This window comes from Sorangium sp. So ce296 (assembly GCF_051529605.1).
GTDB classification, from domain to species: domain Bacteria; phylum Myxococcota_A; class Polyangia; order Polyangiales; family Polyangiaceae; genus Sorangium; species Sorangium cellulosum_D.
The window spans coordinates 12,512,245-12,526,078 of sequence record NZ_CP150325.1 but is presented as its reverse complement, the minus strand read 5'-3'; the positions used below and the strand labels follow the sequence as shown (position 1 = coordinate 12,526,078).

Here is a 13,834-nt window from a genome sequence, read left to right as displayed (position 1 = left end):
CGCATCAATTTTCCCATCATTTATTCAACAAAAGCATCGGTGTCCACGATTGACAGCGCGAGGAAGTTCTCGATAGGGAACAACACCTCAATTACGGGTCACCATGCGTTTCTATGCCGACCTTCACGTGCATTCGAAATATTCGCGCGCCACGAGCAGCGATTGCGATCTCGCGCACCTGAGCTACTGGGCTCAGCGCAAGGGCATCGCGGTGCTCGGCACGGGGGATTTCACCCATCCGGCGTGGATGGCCGAGCTCCGCGAGCGCCTCGTGCCCGCCGAGCCCGGCCTCTTCCGCCTGCGAGACGACCTGGGCCGCGCCGTGTCGGAGCGTCTCCCTGGCGCGTGCCGCGGGGAGACCCGCTTCATGCTCTCGGTGGAGATCTCGACGATCTACAAGAAGGGAGATCGGACGCGCAAAATCCATCATCTCCTCTATGCGCCGGACTTCGAGGCCGCGGACCGGATCGTCCGCGCGCTCTCGAAGATCGGCAACCTGACCGCCGACGGGCGGCCGATCCTGGGGCTCGATTCGCGCCACCTGCTCGAGATCGTGCTGGAGTCGGGCGAGGGCTCCTACCTCGTGCCAGCGCACATCTGGACTCCGTGGTTCTCGGTGCTCGGCTCCAAGGCCGGCTTCGACGCGGTCGAGGAGTGCTACGGCGATCTCGCGCCGCACATCTTCGCGCTCGAGACCGGGCTCTCGTCCGATCCCGCGATGAACTGGCGCATCTCGGGGCTCGATCGCTACCGGCTCGTCTCCAGCTCGGACGCGCACTCGCCCGCGAAGCTCGGCCGCGAGGCCACGGCGTTCGACGCGCCGCTCGATTACTTCGCGATCCGGCGCGCCCTGGAGACCGGACAGGGCTTCGGCGGCACGGTGGAGTTCTTCCCGGAAGAGGGCAAATACCACCTCGACGGCCACCGGAAGTGCAATGTCGTGCTGTCGCCGGCGGAGACGCGGGCGCGCTCCCTCGCGTGCCCCGTGTGCGGGCACCCGGTCACCGTGGGCGTGCTGCACCGGGTCGAGGAGCTCGCCGACCGCGAGGAGGGGGTGCGCCCCGAGGGCGCGAGCGAGTTCCGCAACCTGGTGCCGCTGCCCGAGGTGCTGGCCGAGCTCCACGGCGTTGGCGCCTCCAGCAAGGTGGTGCAGCGGAGCTACGACGGGGTGCTGTCGCGGCTCGGCCCCGAGCTGTTCCTCCTCGGCGACGCCCCGCTCGACGAGATCGAGCGCGCCGGGACGCCGCTCCTCTCCGAGGCGATCGCGCGGATGCGCGAGGGGCGCGTGATCCGCGACGCCGGCTACGACGGCGAGTACGGCGTGATCCGGGTCTTCCAGCCGGAGGAGCTCACGCAGCGCCGCGGGGGCGGGCTCCTCTTCCAGCCCGAGCCCGCGGCGCCGGAGCCGCCGTCCGCGCCGGCGCGCCCTCCCACGCCGCCGCGCGCTTCCGACGCGTCGCGGCCGCCCCCGCGCCGCGGCCGGGCCCCCGCCGAGCGCGCGCCGGGGCCCGCCGGCGAGGCGTCCCTCGGCGCGCCGCCCGGCGGGGGGCCCCCGGGGGGCGCGGCGCTGCTCGACGGGCTCGACCCGGAGCAGCGGGCCGCGGCGGAGCTCACCGAGGGCGCGGTGCTCCTCCTGGCGGGGCCGGGCACGGGCAAGACCCGCACGCTCACGCACCGGATCGCCCACCTCGTCCTGGATCTCGGCGTGCCGCCGGAGCAGTGCCTCGCGATCACGTTCACGCGCCGGGCCGCCGACGAGATGCGGGAGCGGCTCGGCGCGCTGCTCGGCGAGGCCGGCGGCCGCGTGCCGGCCATGACCTTCCACGCGCTCGGCCTCTCGCTGCTCCGCGAGCACGCGCAGGCCGCCGGCGGCGCTCCGCCCGGGATCGCCGGCGAGCGCGAGCGGCTGGCGATGCTCGCCGCGGCGCTCAACGTCCCGGAGCGGCGGGCGGCCCGGCTGCTCGCCGACATCGCCGCGCTGAAGCGGCGCTACCCGCGCCACGCCGACGCGCCCCGGCCGCAGGAGGGCGCGCCGGCCGAAGGCGGCGAGATCGACCGCCACCTCGACCGCGCGTGGAAGGTGTACGAGGACGAGCTCGCCGCGCGCGGGCTCCTCGACCTGGACGATCTCGTCGGCCATGCGGTGCTGCTCCTCGAGGCGCAGGGCGACGCGCTCGCCGCGGCGCGCGCGCGGGCCCGGTATCTCTCCATCGACGAATACCAGGACATCGACGAGCGCCAGTACCGGCTGGTGCGCGCGCTGGTCCCGCCCGGCGGGAACGTCTGCGCCATCGGCGATCCGGATCAGGCCATCTACGGCTTCCGCGGCGCGGACGTGGGCTTCTTCTTCCGCTTCCAGCAGGACTTCCCGGCGGCGCGCGTGGTGCGGCTGAAGCGGAATTACCGCTCGTCGCGCCCGATCGTCGAGGCGGCGCTCCAGGTGATCGCGCCCTCGCCGACGCTCGGCGCGCGCGAGCTCCTGCCGAGCGCGGGGGGCGTGGAGCTCGTGGCAGTCCATGAATCGCCCACGGAGGCGGCCGAGGCCGAGCGCGTGGTGCACACCATCGAGCGGATGCTCGGGGGGTCGACGTTCTTTTCGATGGATAGCGGGCGGGTGGACCTGCCCGTGTCGGGCGGTGAATACTCCTTCTCGGATTTCGCGGTGCTCTACCGGACGGAGGCGCAATCCGAGCCGCTCCGGGAGGCGTTCGCCCGCTCGGGCATGCCGTTCCAGCGGCGGTCGGAGCGTCGCCTCGTCGAGCGCGCGGCCTCGGAGGCGCTCGCGCGTGCGCTGGCCGGCGCTCCGCCGGGGCCGCTCGCGGCGCGGCTCAAGGCGGCCGCGGCGCGGCTGCGGGAGGAGGTCGCGCAGCCGGCGGTGGACGGCGCGCCGCCCGCGGAGGCGGTCGCGGAGGGCGCGGCGCGCCTCGGCGAGGCCGACGTGGACGCGGCACTGGAGCTGCTTTTGCCGCTCGCGGAGCGCTGCGGAGGGGATCTCGACCGATTCTTGATCGAGCTCGCGGTGAGCACGGAGATCGACGCGTGGGATCCGCGGGCCGACCGCATCTCGCTCCTCACGCTGCACGCGGCCAAGGGGCTGGAGTTCCGGGTGGTCTTCCTGGTGGGGTGCGAGGACGGCCTGCTCCCGTTGCGGTTCCCCGGCAGGGAGGAGACGGACGTCGCCGAGGAGCGCCGCCTCTTCTATGTCGGCATGACGCGGGCGCGAGAGCGGCTGTTCCTCACGCGCGCGATGCAGCGCGCGCGGCACGGCAAGGTGGTCGAGACCGAGATCTCGCCGTTCGTTCGCGAGGTCGAGGAGCGGCTGCTCCTGCGGGCCGGTCCGTCGCCGGAGGCGCAGAAGAGGCCGCGCGCGGCGGCGGATCGCCAGATGAAGCTGTTTTAGGGCAGCGCTCGCGCCGCGCCTGAACAGCGAGCCCGAGGATAAAAACCGTCAGGCGCCAAGGGCGCCAGAGGACCCGAAGATCCGCTCCTCGGCGTCCGAGACGGATCGAATCACCATCTTCTTTATGGCGATCAGCGCGCCTTGAGGTTCAAACCGCGTCGAGCACCGCTAGCAAACATCTTCGTCGTTTGTCCCCGCGGTCGCCCCCGACGACGCGCTGCGCGACGGTCGCCCGACCAGCTGCGCGACGGTCGCCACGAAGCGACCCGGCTCCAGGGGCTTCGCGATGTACTCGTCATACCCGCCCTCGATGGCTCGTCGCCGGTAGTGCTCCCCCGCGTAGGACGTCACCGCGATCGCGTGGATGCTGCGGACCTTCGGGTCGACGTGCCTGCGGACCGTGTCGATGAGCACGTAGCCGTCGCGCCCCGGCATTCCGATGTCGCTGATCATCACGTCGAACGCTCGCGAGGAGAGCTGCGCGAGCGCCTCCTCAACCGACGCTGCGCACGCGACCGTCGCTTCCGTCCCGGTGAGCATGTACGCGAACAGCTCCCGCGTGTCGGCGTCGTCGTCCACGATGAGCACGCGCACGTCGCGCAGCGTCACCTTCGTTCGTGGAGCAGGCTGCCTCACGGAGTCCGCAGCAGGCTGGCGGAACGGCAGCGTCACCGTGAACGTCGCGCCGCGCCCCTCGCCGTCGCTGTCGGCCGCGACCGTGCCTCCGTGCGCCTCCACGAGGTACCGCACGAGCGATAGTCCTAGCCCGAGACCTCCGTGCTTGCGCGTGGTGCCCGTGTCCTCCTGACGGAATCGCTCGAAGACGTGCGGCAAGAACTCGCGCGCGATGCCCTGCCCGGTATCCCGAACGACAATCCGCCTCTGCCCGCCGGCACGCTCGAGCCATACCTCGACCCTCCCGCACTCGGGCGTGAACTTTACGGCGTTGGACAGGAGGTTCCAGGCGACCTGCTGAAGCCGCGCGGGGTCGCCGGTCGTCCTGCGCGCGGAGTCGTCGATGCGCAGCGTCAGCTCGATCCTCTTCGCGTCCGCCGCAGGGCGGACGGTGTCGAGCGCCGAGCTCAGGATCTCGCCGAGATCGACGATGCTGACGCTGACCCGCAGCTTTCCGGTCACGATCCGCGACACGTCGAGGAGATCCTCGATGACCCTCAGCTGCACTGCCGTGTTCCGACGGATCACCGTCAGCGCGTGCTTGACGGTCGCCGCATCTTCCGGGACGCCGTTGGCGATATGCGACCATCCCAGGATTGCGTTGAGCGGCGTCCGCAGCTCATGAGAGAGGACCGCCAAGAACTCGTCCTTCAAGCGGCTCGCCGCCTCCGCCGCTGCTCGGGCTGCTCGCTCCATCGCGAGGACCCGCTCGCGCTCGGCCTCGGCGCGCTCGCGATCGGCCAGCGCTTGCCGCAGCGCGCCCTCGAGCTCCTCGCGGTACTCGAGCTCGCTCTCCAGCGCTCGCGCGCGCTGCTGGAGCACGCTGATCTCCCGCAGGCGGGCGTGCTCCTCGAGCTGCGTGTATCTCTCGGTGGGAATCACGTGCGCGTGCGTGCTACAGACGTCTCGAAACCGCGATCCGTGCGCATCCGTGCGGAAGCCGCCCATCGCGTAAGCGCACAAGAGGGCGATCGTGCCGTCGCTCACGATCTCGTTCCAGAGCTCCTCCAGCCGGATGGCCGCGTCCGGATTCGCGTCGCGCCACAGGACGTCGACCATCTCCCCATAGGCGCGCAGGGTCACCCCGTCGAGTCCGCGTCGGCTCTGCTCTATCAAGCGGCGGATCGTGCCCCGGAAGAGCTCGGGATCCGGCATCGCGCCGATCATGAACGTGGAGAGCGTCTCGCGCGCGTCCAGGAAGATGACACGACCCTCGGCGCGGAGCGCGTCGAGCTCGGGCCTCGCCGACGCCAGGCGAGCAACGAACGCGTCGCGATGCGGCTCCGTGGCAATGACGAGGAGCGGCTGACCGGCGTCCAGCCCTTCCATCAGGAACGCGGCGACCCTCTCAGCCAGAAAGGTCTCGCTCTCGTAGAACTGGACAGCGTGGTTGGGCACGTCGAACGGCGCGACGCGCGGGCCGGTGACCGCGACGTCACCGCGCGGCAGATCCATGTTCATCCGCATCGTGGCCCTCCCCATCCTGGGATCGATCGATCGCGATCCCAGGACGCCAGCGGAGCGAGCCAGGCGCTTTCGTGACCGGTCGTAGGTTACGGTATGCGATCCCGCGTGACAACCACCTTTCCAACAATCGTCAACGTCGGATCCGCAGCCCTGCCGCGAAGGGCGGAAAGCGTGCATGAACTGAAGAGAGCGCGGCGCGTTCGCGGCGGCCGAACCGAACCGGGCCGATGTGAGCTATTTCGGTGAACTCGGCGAGCGACGAGCAGGAGCCCCCGCCTCGACGTCGTGAGCTCGCGGTTCGCCGGAGCGCCGCGGCCCTCGCCTACTTGCGCGCGCCGCCGAGCCGCTTCTGGCTCGCGCACGCCGCCTTGTCCTGGGTCCGCGAGCACTGCTCCGCGTAGAAGGCCCGCGCGCGCTCCTTGTCCTTCTTCTCCAGGAGCGGGCCGAGCGCGTCGCACGCCTTCTTCTCCCCCCACTGCGAGCACGCCTTCTCGTACAGCGAGAACGCCCGCTCCGGGTCCGCCGTCACCCCGTCGCCGCGCTGCCAGATCTCCGCGGCCCGCAGGCAGCCGCCCGAGCCGCACACCTTCTCGTAGAGCGCGGCGGCGCGCGCCATGTCCTTCGGAATGCCGGTCCCCTTCTCGTACATCCCGGCGAGGCTCATGCACGCCTCGGCGCCGAAGCCCTTCTCCGGGCAACCCTTCTCGAAGAACGAATAGGCCTTTGCGACGTCCCTCGGCACGCCGTCGCCCTCCGCGAAGACCGCGCCCGCGGCGTTGCACGCGCGCATGTCCCCCAGGCTGCAGCCGCGCCGGTACGCCGCGATCGCCTTCACCCCGTCCTTCGGCGCGCCCTGCCCCTTGCGGAGGATGTCCCCGAGGTCGACGCAGTCCTCGGCCTGGCCCCCCTCGCACGCGCGCTGGAGCACGCCCACCGCCACCGCCACGTCCTTCGCCGCGAGCTTCCCCTCGATGAGCATCTTGCCCAGCGCGCTGCAGCTCGGCCCGTACCCCAGATCGCAGCCGCGCCGGAGGAACGCGACCGCGCGCGTCGCGTCCTTCGGGAGGACCGCCTGCGGGCCCTCGCTCAGGTACCACTCGGCCGCGCTGAAGCACGCCCAGCCGTCGCCCATCTCGCACGCCTTGTCGGCGAACTCGCGCACCTTCGCCCGCCCCGCGGTGTCCGGCGGCACCTTGGCGCTCTGGATGTCGCGCAGCTGCAGCCGCGCCCGCGCGTAACAGGCTTGCGTGACGCCCGCGCCGCACGCCTTCTCGAACAGCTCCGCCGCCCTCGCGTCGTCGCGCGGCAGGTCCTTGCCGCTCAGGTAGTGAATCCCGAGGTGATAGCAGCTGCCGACGTCGCCCTTCCCGCACTGCGCCGCGCACGCCCTCGCGTCCGCGGGCTCGCACAGGTGCGCGGGCGTGGCCGCCGGCGGCGAGCACTTCGCCCCGCTCCGCACCGTCCCGACCGGGCACGAGCTCGCCAGCTTCGGGAGCTCGTCGTCGGCCGGCTTCGCCGCCGGCTCGGCCGTCTCTGCCTTCTTCGCCTCCAGCGGGACGAGCTCCAGGCGAAGCGGCGCATGGCAGCGGTCCGTCGGGGCCTGCGCGTCGGGCTTCGCGGCCCGGCACGCCTCGAGCTCCCCTTCCCGGCTCGCGGTGCCCCCCTGGTTCGACGCCGCCGCAGGCCCGACCGCCGCGAAGACCTGATCGACCGTCCGCGCCGCGCCGCGGCTGCCCGGCGCCATCGCGAAGGCCCCGAGGAGCGCCGCGCGCACGAAGTGCGTCGCGCCCTCGCAGCTGCCCGAGAGGTCCTGCGCCGAGGCCGACGTCACCGTGGTCGCCATCTTCCCTGCGGGCACGAGCGCCACGTCGAACGCGGCCGTCTGGTTGCCTTCGATCGCGGTGCTGAGCGCCGGCGCGCCGAACGGAACGTTCGCCTGCATCTCCGCAGGATTTGTTAATTGAACCACATTTTCGTTCCGGCTCACGCCCGCGTAGGAGTAGGTCCCTTGGAGCTTGCACTGGGCGAGGAGCTTCAACGTCGTGCAGTCGTAGGAGACGACGGCGACGCCTTCTTTCATCGCGAGGCCGAGATCGGAGCGGCGGGTCGTGAGCCAGTCGACGATGAGCGGCTCGGTGTGGCCGATGGCCGGACACCCGCCGGTGTTCTCGCCGGCGCTGCTCGCGGGCAAGACGGTGGGCCGGGGCGGGTGCACGACCACCTCGGGATCCAGGCCCGGTCCACAGGCCGTCGCTGCGAGCGAGAGCCCAACCACGCACATGTCGAAGGCGCGCTTCATCGGGGCGACAGAACCATGAGCCGTGGGGTCCGGTCAATATGGCGAGCGCGGCAGCGCGCCCGTACGCCGGCCGCGCGGTCCGTGCCGGGCTATGCTCGGCGCGCCGCCCGCGCCCGGAGCCTCCATGAGCACGTCCAGGTCCCAGGAGAGACTGCAAGAGAGCCAGAGCCTGGTGACTACCCTGCTCGAAAAGCAACGCGTCATCGAGGCCCTGACGCACAAGCAGGAGAGCAAGAACAAAGAGCTGATCGAGTCGCTGGTCCACCGTCAAAATCTCGCCCTGCTGCAGAGGAAGCTCAGGGATCTGCACCCGGCGGATCTCGCGCACATCATCGAGGTGCTCCCCCAGCCGGACCGGCTTGTGGTCTGGGCTGAGCTCGAGCCCTACCACGCCGCACAGGTGCTGCTCGAGGCCTCACCGTCGGTGCGCGACTCGCTCGTGGCGGAGACGGAGCGGGGCCGCCTGGTCGCGCTCCTCGGCCAGCTCGACCCCGACGATCTCGCCTACATCAACGAGTCGATCGATCCGGAGATCGTGGCGGAGGTGTACCAGTCGCTGGACGCGCGCGAGCAGTCGCTGTTCCGGTCGACGATCGCGTATCCGGACGACTCGGTCGGCCACCTGATGAGCCCGGAGCTCGTCTGGGTGCGCGACAGCTGGGATATTGCGGGCGCGCTCGAGGAGGTGCGCCGGCGGGCCGAGCTGCCGTCGCACACGGAGGCGCTGTTCGTTGTCGACGTGCGCAACGTGCTCCGCGGCACGCTCTCGTTGAAGGACCTGCTGCTCCGCCCGCCGAGCGCGCGCGTGAGCGCGGTGATGTCCGCGGACGTGGTGAGCTTCACGCCGCGGGATCGGGCCAGCGACGCGGCGAAGGCGTTCGAGCGGTACGACCTCATCGCCGCGCCGGTGGTGGACGAGCGCGGCAAGCTGGTCGGCCGGCTGACCGTCGATGTGGTGATGGATTTCCTGCGGCGGCAGGCGCAGGGCGAGGCGTTGCGGCGCGCGGGCCTGGCGGGCGAGGAGGACTACTTCGCCCCCGCGTGGACGAGCGCGAGAAACCGCTGGCTCTGGCTGTTCGTCAACCTGCTCACGGCGTTCGTGGCCTCGCGGGTCATCGGTCTATTCGAGAGCACCATTCGGGATCTCGTGGCGCTGGCCGCGCTGATGCCGATCGTGGCGAGCGTCGGCGGCAACACCGGCAATCAGACGGTGGCGCTCGTCATCCGTGGCCTCGCGCTCGACCGCATCACGCGGGCGAACGTGCGCCATCTCCTGCAAAAGGAGCTCTTCGTGGGCCTGATGAACGGCGCGGTCTGGGGCACGCTGGTGGGGCTCTCCGCGATGGCCCTTTACGGCAGCGTCCCTCTCGGTCTGGTGATGGCCGCGGCGATCCTGCTCAACCTGGTGGTGGCGGCCATGGTCGGCTGCATGGTTCCGATCGTTCTTCAGCGCCTGGGCCGCGATCCGGCCCAGGGTTCCAGCGTCCTGCTCACGTTCACCACGGACAGCATGGGTTTCTTCATTTTCCTCGGCCTGGCCCGTGCGTTCCTCGTCTGAGCCTGCGCCGTCGGATCGCGCTACGCTCGCGTCATGGATGCCGTCCCTGCCCCGCCCCGCCCGCTCGTCGCGATCCGTTACTGCCCGAAGTGCCGTTGGCTGACGCGCGCCGCCTGGCTTGCTCAGGAGCTCCTCATCACGTTCCCCGACGAGATCGACGTGCTCCTCTCGCCGGGATCGAGTGGCATCTTCGACGTCACGCTCGACGGCGTCCTCCTCTTCTCGCGCTCCACGGCCGAGCGTTTCCCCGAGCCCAAGGAGCTGAAGCAATCCATCCGCGACCGCATCGCCCCCACCCGCCCCCTAGGCCACTCCGACCGCTGACCCTCCCGCGCGCCGCTCAATCCCCTCTTTTACATACAAAACATACAAATGTTATCGCCAGCGGCGGTCGCCCGCACAGGAGACGGGCCCAGATCGGCGTTTTCGGCGCGCAGGCGTACTCTTGTACGCCGAGCACCGAAAACGTCGAGATGGGCCCGTATCCGAAGCGGGCGACCGCCTCAGATGATGGGCCCGTATCCGGAGTGGGCGACCGCCTCAGATATCGAAGTCTAGAATGCTGGCGTCCAGCTCGGAGCCGCCGACCGCGGGCGGGCCCTGGGACGGCGAGGCGACGCGCAGCCTGGGCGCCTCGATCGCCACGCGCTGGCCGCCGGCGACGCTCTTCGTCAGGAACACCGAGCCGCCCACCACGCTCCCCTGCCCCAGCACCGTCTTTCCGCCGAGCACGGTGGCGTTCGCGTAGATGGTGACGTCGTCCTCCACCGTGGGGTGGCGCTTCAGGCCGCGCGCGCCCCGCGAGTGCTGGGGCAAGGACAGGGCGCCGAGCGTCACGCCCTGGTAGAGCTTGACGTGCGCGCCGATGTCGGTGGTCTCGCCGATGACGACGCCGGTCGCGTGATCGATGAAGAAGCTGTCGCCGATGTTGGCGCCCGGGTGGATGTCGGCGCCCGTCCGCGTGTGCGCCCACTCGCTCATGATCCGGGGCATGAGCGGCACGCCGAGCAGGTACAGCTCGTGCGCGACCCGGTGCACCGTCACGGCGAGCAGGCCCGGATAGGCCAGGATGACCTCGTCCATCGAGGCCGCCGCCGGGTCGCCGTCGTAGGCCGCCTGCACGTCGAGCAGGAGGCGCCGCCGGACGTCCGGCAGCCGGCTCACGAACGCCCGCGCCACGTCGCGCCCCCGCTGCCGGCACTTCGGGACGTCGAGGCGCCGCGCGTCCACCGTCTCGTCCTGGAAGCAGAGGCAGCGCTCGATCTGCCGCTCCAGCTTGTCCCGCAGGTTCGAGACCAGCGTGCCCACGTGGTAGAGCAGGTCCTCGTCCGACAGATCCTGCCGCCCGTGGTAGCCCGGGTAGAAGATCTGGAGCAGGAGATCGATGATCTCCGTGATCTCCTGGCGCGACGGGGTGAAGCGCTTGTTGATGTGATGCCCGCGCGGATCTTCGCGGTAGCTCGCGATCAGCGCATCGACGATGCCGTGCAGGTCGCCCGACGCCTGGGCCGAGGCACCATCACATTCCTTGCTCACGTCGACCTCACGAGGCCTTCATCGCCTCGATCTCCGCGAACATCCCTTCGAAGAGGGGCCCGGAGAGGTACCGCTCGCCTGCGTCCGGCAGGATGGCCACGATGGTCTTGCCTTCCCACTTCGGATCCCGCGCGAGCCGGCTCGCCGCGACCATCGCGGCGCCGCAGGAGACGCCGCACAGGATGCCCTCCTCGCGCGCCAGGCGCCGCGACATGGCGATCGACTCGTCGTTGGAGACCGCCTCGACCTGATCCACGAAGGAGAGGTCGAGGTTCTTGGGGACGAAGCCGGCGCCGATGCCCTGGATCTTGTGGGGCGACGGGGTGAGCGGCTGGCCCGCGAGCGTCTGCGCGATGACCGGCGAGTGGACCGGCTCCACGGCCACCGAGTGCAGCGCGCGGCCGCGGACGCGCTCGAAGTAGCGGCTGACACCGGTCAGCGTGCCGCCGGTGCCCACGCCCGAGACGAGGACGTCGACGTTGCCGCCGGTGTCGTCCCAGATCTCGGGGCCGGTCGTGGTCTCGTGGATGGCGGGGTTCGCCGGGTTCTCGAACTGCCGCATCAGCACGTAGCGGCTGGGGTCCGAGGCGGCCAGGGCCTCGGCCTTGGCGATGGCGCCGTTCATCCCCTGGGGGCCCGGCGTCAGGAGGAGCTTGGCCCCGAGGGCCACGAGCACCTTGCGCCGCTCCATGCTCATCGTCTCGGGCATGGTGAGCACGCACTCGATGCCGCGCGAGGCGGCGGCGAAGGCCAGCGCGATGCCGGTGTTGCCGCTGGTCGCCTCGACGATCGCCTTGCCGGGGCCGAGCGCGCCCCGCTTCTCGGCCTCCCAGACCATGGCCGCGCCGATGCGGCACTTGACCGAGTACGCCGGGTTCCGCCCCTCGATCTTCGCGAGCACGATGGCGCCGCCGCCGTCGGTCGCCCGGCGGATGCGGACGAGCGGCGTGCGGCCGATGCTCTGGGTGTTGTCTTCGTAGACGCGGGGGAAGTTGGTCATGGGGGCCCGTGCGGGTGGGAGGAGGGGAAAGGAGATCCAGAGGCGCCCCGCGCTGTCAAGGCCCACGTTCGCCCCGCCCCTCGCCGCCCGGGATTTCCAAAGCGCGGCGCGGCGTTGCCCGGCGCGCCCCAGCGCCCGCTCGCTCGCCGGGCGCCCGCGCGGCGCGGGACCGCTCGCGGGCCGTTGGACGTGCAACCGATGGACGTGCAACCGACCCGTTGGACATCCAACGGCTTGCGAGGCCCAGCGCGCGAGCGCTCGCCCGCGGCGCGAGCGCCAGACGGGTGGACGTCAGTCGGTTCATGGCCAGTTCACACCGTCAGGCCGCGAATTCGAGTACGCGCGAAGCGCGGTAGACGCATAGGCGTTCGGTCGCAAAGTAAGGTGATTGCCTGAGGGCTCGGCTGACCATCTCCATGGTACGACGCCGGACCAGGTCCACCTTCTTGACGCGCGCGAATGCGAGCTTAGCTTGCTGAATTTCGCGCTTGCCCTTCGTGGCATGGGCCTCGCATCATGGCTGAGCATGTTCCCCGCAGAGGCCCATCGCGCGGAGGTCCAACTGCTTCACGACGAGGATGAACCCACTTTAATTTTCCGCCGTCCCCCGGCATCGCTTGCGGGCATGGCCATGCCGGTCGGGGCGGCGGCTCCGGTCGATGCGACGCCAGTCGAGGCGGCGCCGGTGCGGCGTTCCATGTCGCGCCTGATCGCGCTGAGCGCGGGGGCGGGCCTGGGCTTTGCGGCGGTGCTGGGCGCGCTCGTCTCGCTGCAGCTCGGGGCTGCGGGCTTCGATCTCCGCGGGGGCTCGGCGATCCAGCCCGCGGCGGCTGCGGCGGCGGTCCTGCGCTCCACCGGGGCGGCGGCGCGGGTCGAGGCGCGGGCGAAGGCGGCTGCGCCGGTCCAGGCGCAGGCGGAGGCGGCGACGCCGCTCATCGATCTCGACGACCGTGCCGACGCGACGCTCGATCGCTCGGCGGTGATCCCGATCCCCGACGGGATCATCACCATCCCCTCGTCGTTCTCCTCGGCGGATGGGGCTTACGACCTGGTGGTCCATTTTCACGGGATCAACGATGTCGTCCAGACGGGGTTCGAGCGGGCCGGGCTCAACGCGGTCGTGATGATCATCAACATGGGCATCAGCTCGGCGGCGTACGAGACCCGGTTCTCGATCCGCTCCTACCTGCCGGTGCTCCTCGCGAAGGCGCAGACCGCGCTCGAGGCGCGCGGGCTGCGCGACGCCCGGCTCAGGCGCGTCGCGCTCTCGGCGTTCAGCGCGGGGTACGGCGCGGTTCGCGGGCTCCTGAACCAGCCCGGGTTCGCCGACAAGGTCGACGCCGTCCTCCTCCTGGACGGCATCCATACCGGGTACATGCCGATCGACCACAGCCTGGACATGGAGCGTCTCAAGCCGTTCGGGCGCTTCGCCGAGCTGGCGGCCGCCGGCAAGAAGCTCATGTCGATCACGCATTCGGAGATCATCCCGGTGGGCGATTACGCCGGCACGCACGAGAGCACGGACGCTCTCCTCAAGCTCACGGGGGCGCAGCGCTCGCCGAGCGCCGGCGCCGATGCGCAGGCGGTCTATGACCTGACGGGGACGTCGGGCGAGGCGAAGCCGCGGTTCGCTCCGCTGTCGGAGGCGCACCGGGGCGCGTTCCACGTGCGCGGATATCCAGGCACCCAGAAGCCGGATCACGTGCGACATCTCACCCGCATGGCGGAGACGGCCGTGCCCGATCTGGTGCGCCACTGGAGCGAGACCCCCGCGCGGTGACGGGCGGAGAGCGCGTGCTGGGCGCGCGCCCTCGACGAGAGGGTGGATTACGGAGACGAAGTCGGTTTCATTTGAGAATTCGTCTTAGGTCGGTTCGGCGCGTCGAACCGCGAGCGCTG

The 13,834-nt window shown here is 70.8% G+C and carries 9 protein-coding genes; 5 read left to right on the top strand and 4 right to left on the bottom strand.

What is annotated here, in order from left to right; all coding sequences use genetic code 11:
* Positions 1 to 103: 103 nt before the first annotated feature.
* A complete protein-coding gene (locus WME98_RS46145; protein ID WP_437947991.1) occupies positions 104 to 3,400 on the top strand; it encodes a UvrD-helicase domain-containing protein in 3,297 nt (1,098 codons plus the stop codon).
* 168 nt (positions 3,401 to 3,568) lie between these two features.
* On the opposite strand, the gene WME98_RS46140 is transcribed toward WME98_RS46145, so the two are convergent.
* A complete protein-coding gene (locus WME98_RS46140; RefSeq protein ID WP_437947990.1) occupies positions 3,569 to 5,557 on the bottom strand; it encodes an ATP-binding protein in 1,989 nt (662 codons plus the stop codon).
* A 307-nt stretch (positions 5,558 to 5,864) separates the two neighbouring features.
* Positions 5,865 to 7,484: an SEL1-like repeat protein gene (locus WME98_RS46135; protein ID WP_437947989.1), complete on the bottom strand. Its 1,620-nt coding sequence runs from the start codon at positions 7,482 to 7,484 to the stop codon at positions 5,865 to 5,867.
* A 166-nt stretch (positions 7,485 to 7,650) separates the two neighbouring features.
* Between WME98_RS46135 and WME98_RS46130 the strand changes: the two genes are divergently transcribed.
* The 3 genes from WME98_RS46130 (at position 7,651) to WME98_RS46120 (ending at position 9,723) form a co-directional block, all read left to right on the top strand.
* Positions 7,651 to 7,860, top strand: coding sequence for a hypothetical protein (locus WME98_RS46130; protein WP_236644690.1), 210 nt, complete (start codon positions 7,651 to 7,653; stop codon positions 7,858 to 7,860).
* A gap of 105 nt (positions 7,861 to 7,965) precedes the next feature.
* Complete coding sequence (gene mgtE / locus WME98_RS46125) at positions 7,966 to 9,399, top strand: magnesium transporter (protein ID WP_437947988.1); 1,434 nt, start codon at positions 7,966 to 7,968, stop codon at positions 9,397 to 9,399.
* Positions 9,400 to 9,432: 33 nt separating this feature from the next.
* Positions 9,433 to 9,723, top strand: a complete 291-nt coding sequence (locus WME98_RS46120) for a SelT/SelW/SelH family protein (protein ID WP_437947987.1) — start codon at positions 9,433 to 9,435, stop codon at positions 9,721 to 9,723.
* 216 nt (positions 9,724 to 9,939) lie between these two features.
* Here WME98_RS46120 and WME98_RS46115 read toward each other — a convergent pair whose 3' ends face one another.
* Entirely contained in the window at positions 9,940 to 10,935 is a 996-nt protein-coding gene (locus WME98_RS46115) for a serine O-acetyltransferase (protein WP_437947986.1), read from the bottom strand.
* A gap of 7 nt (positions 10,936 to 10,942) precedes the next feature.
* Positions 10,943 to 11,935 carry a cysteine synthase A gene (gene cysK / locus WME98_RS46110; RefSeq protein WP_437947985.1) on the bottom strand — a complete coding sequence of 331 codons (993 nt, stop codon included), beginning with the start codon at positions 11,933 to 11,935 and terminating at the stop codon, positions 10,943 to 10,945.
* 472 nt (positions 11,936 to 12,407) lie between these two features.
* On the opposite strand from cysK, the gene WME98_RS46105 reads away from it, so the two are divergent.
* Positions 12,408 to 13,715, top strand: a complete 1,308-nt coding sequence (locus WME98_RS46105; RefSeq protein WP_437947984.1) for a hypothetical protein — start codon at positions 12,408 to 12,410, stop codon at positions 13,713 to 13,715.
* Positions 13,716 to 13,834: the final 119 nt, after the last annotated feature.

Excerpts from the sequence above, each read along its gene's own strand:
- WME98_RS46140 (WP_437947990.1), bottom strand. The coding sequence starts at position 5,557 with ATGGGGAGGGCCACGATGCGGATGAACATGGATCTGCCGCGCGGTGAC.
- WME98_RS46145 (WP_437947991.1), top strand. The coding sequence starts at position 104 with ATGCGTTTCTATGCCGACCTTCACGTGCATTCGAAATATTCGCGCGCC.
- cysK (WP_437947985.1), bottom strand. The coding sequence starts at position 11,935 with ATGACCAACTTCCCCCGCGTCTACGAAGACAACACCCAGAGCATCGGC.
- WME98_RS46120 (WP_437947987.1), top strand. The coding sequence starts at position 9,433 with ATGGATGCCGTCCCTGCCCCGCCCCGCCCGCTCGTCGCGATCCGTTAC.
- mgtE (WP_437947988.1), top strand. The coding sequence starts at position 7,966 with ATGAGCACGTCCAGGTCCCAGGAGAGACTGCAAGAGAGCCAGAGCCTG.
- WME98_RS46135 (WP_437947989.1), bottom strand. The coding sequence starts at position 7,484 with ATGCAGGCGAACGTTCCGTTCGGCGCGCCGGCGCTCAGCACCGCGATC.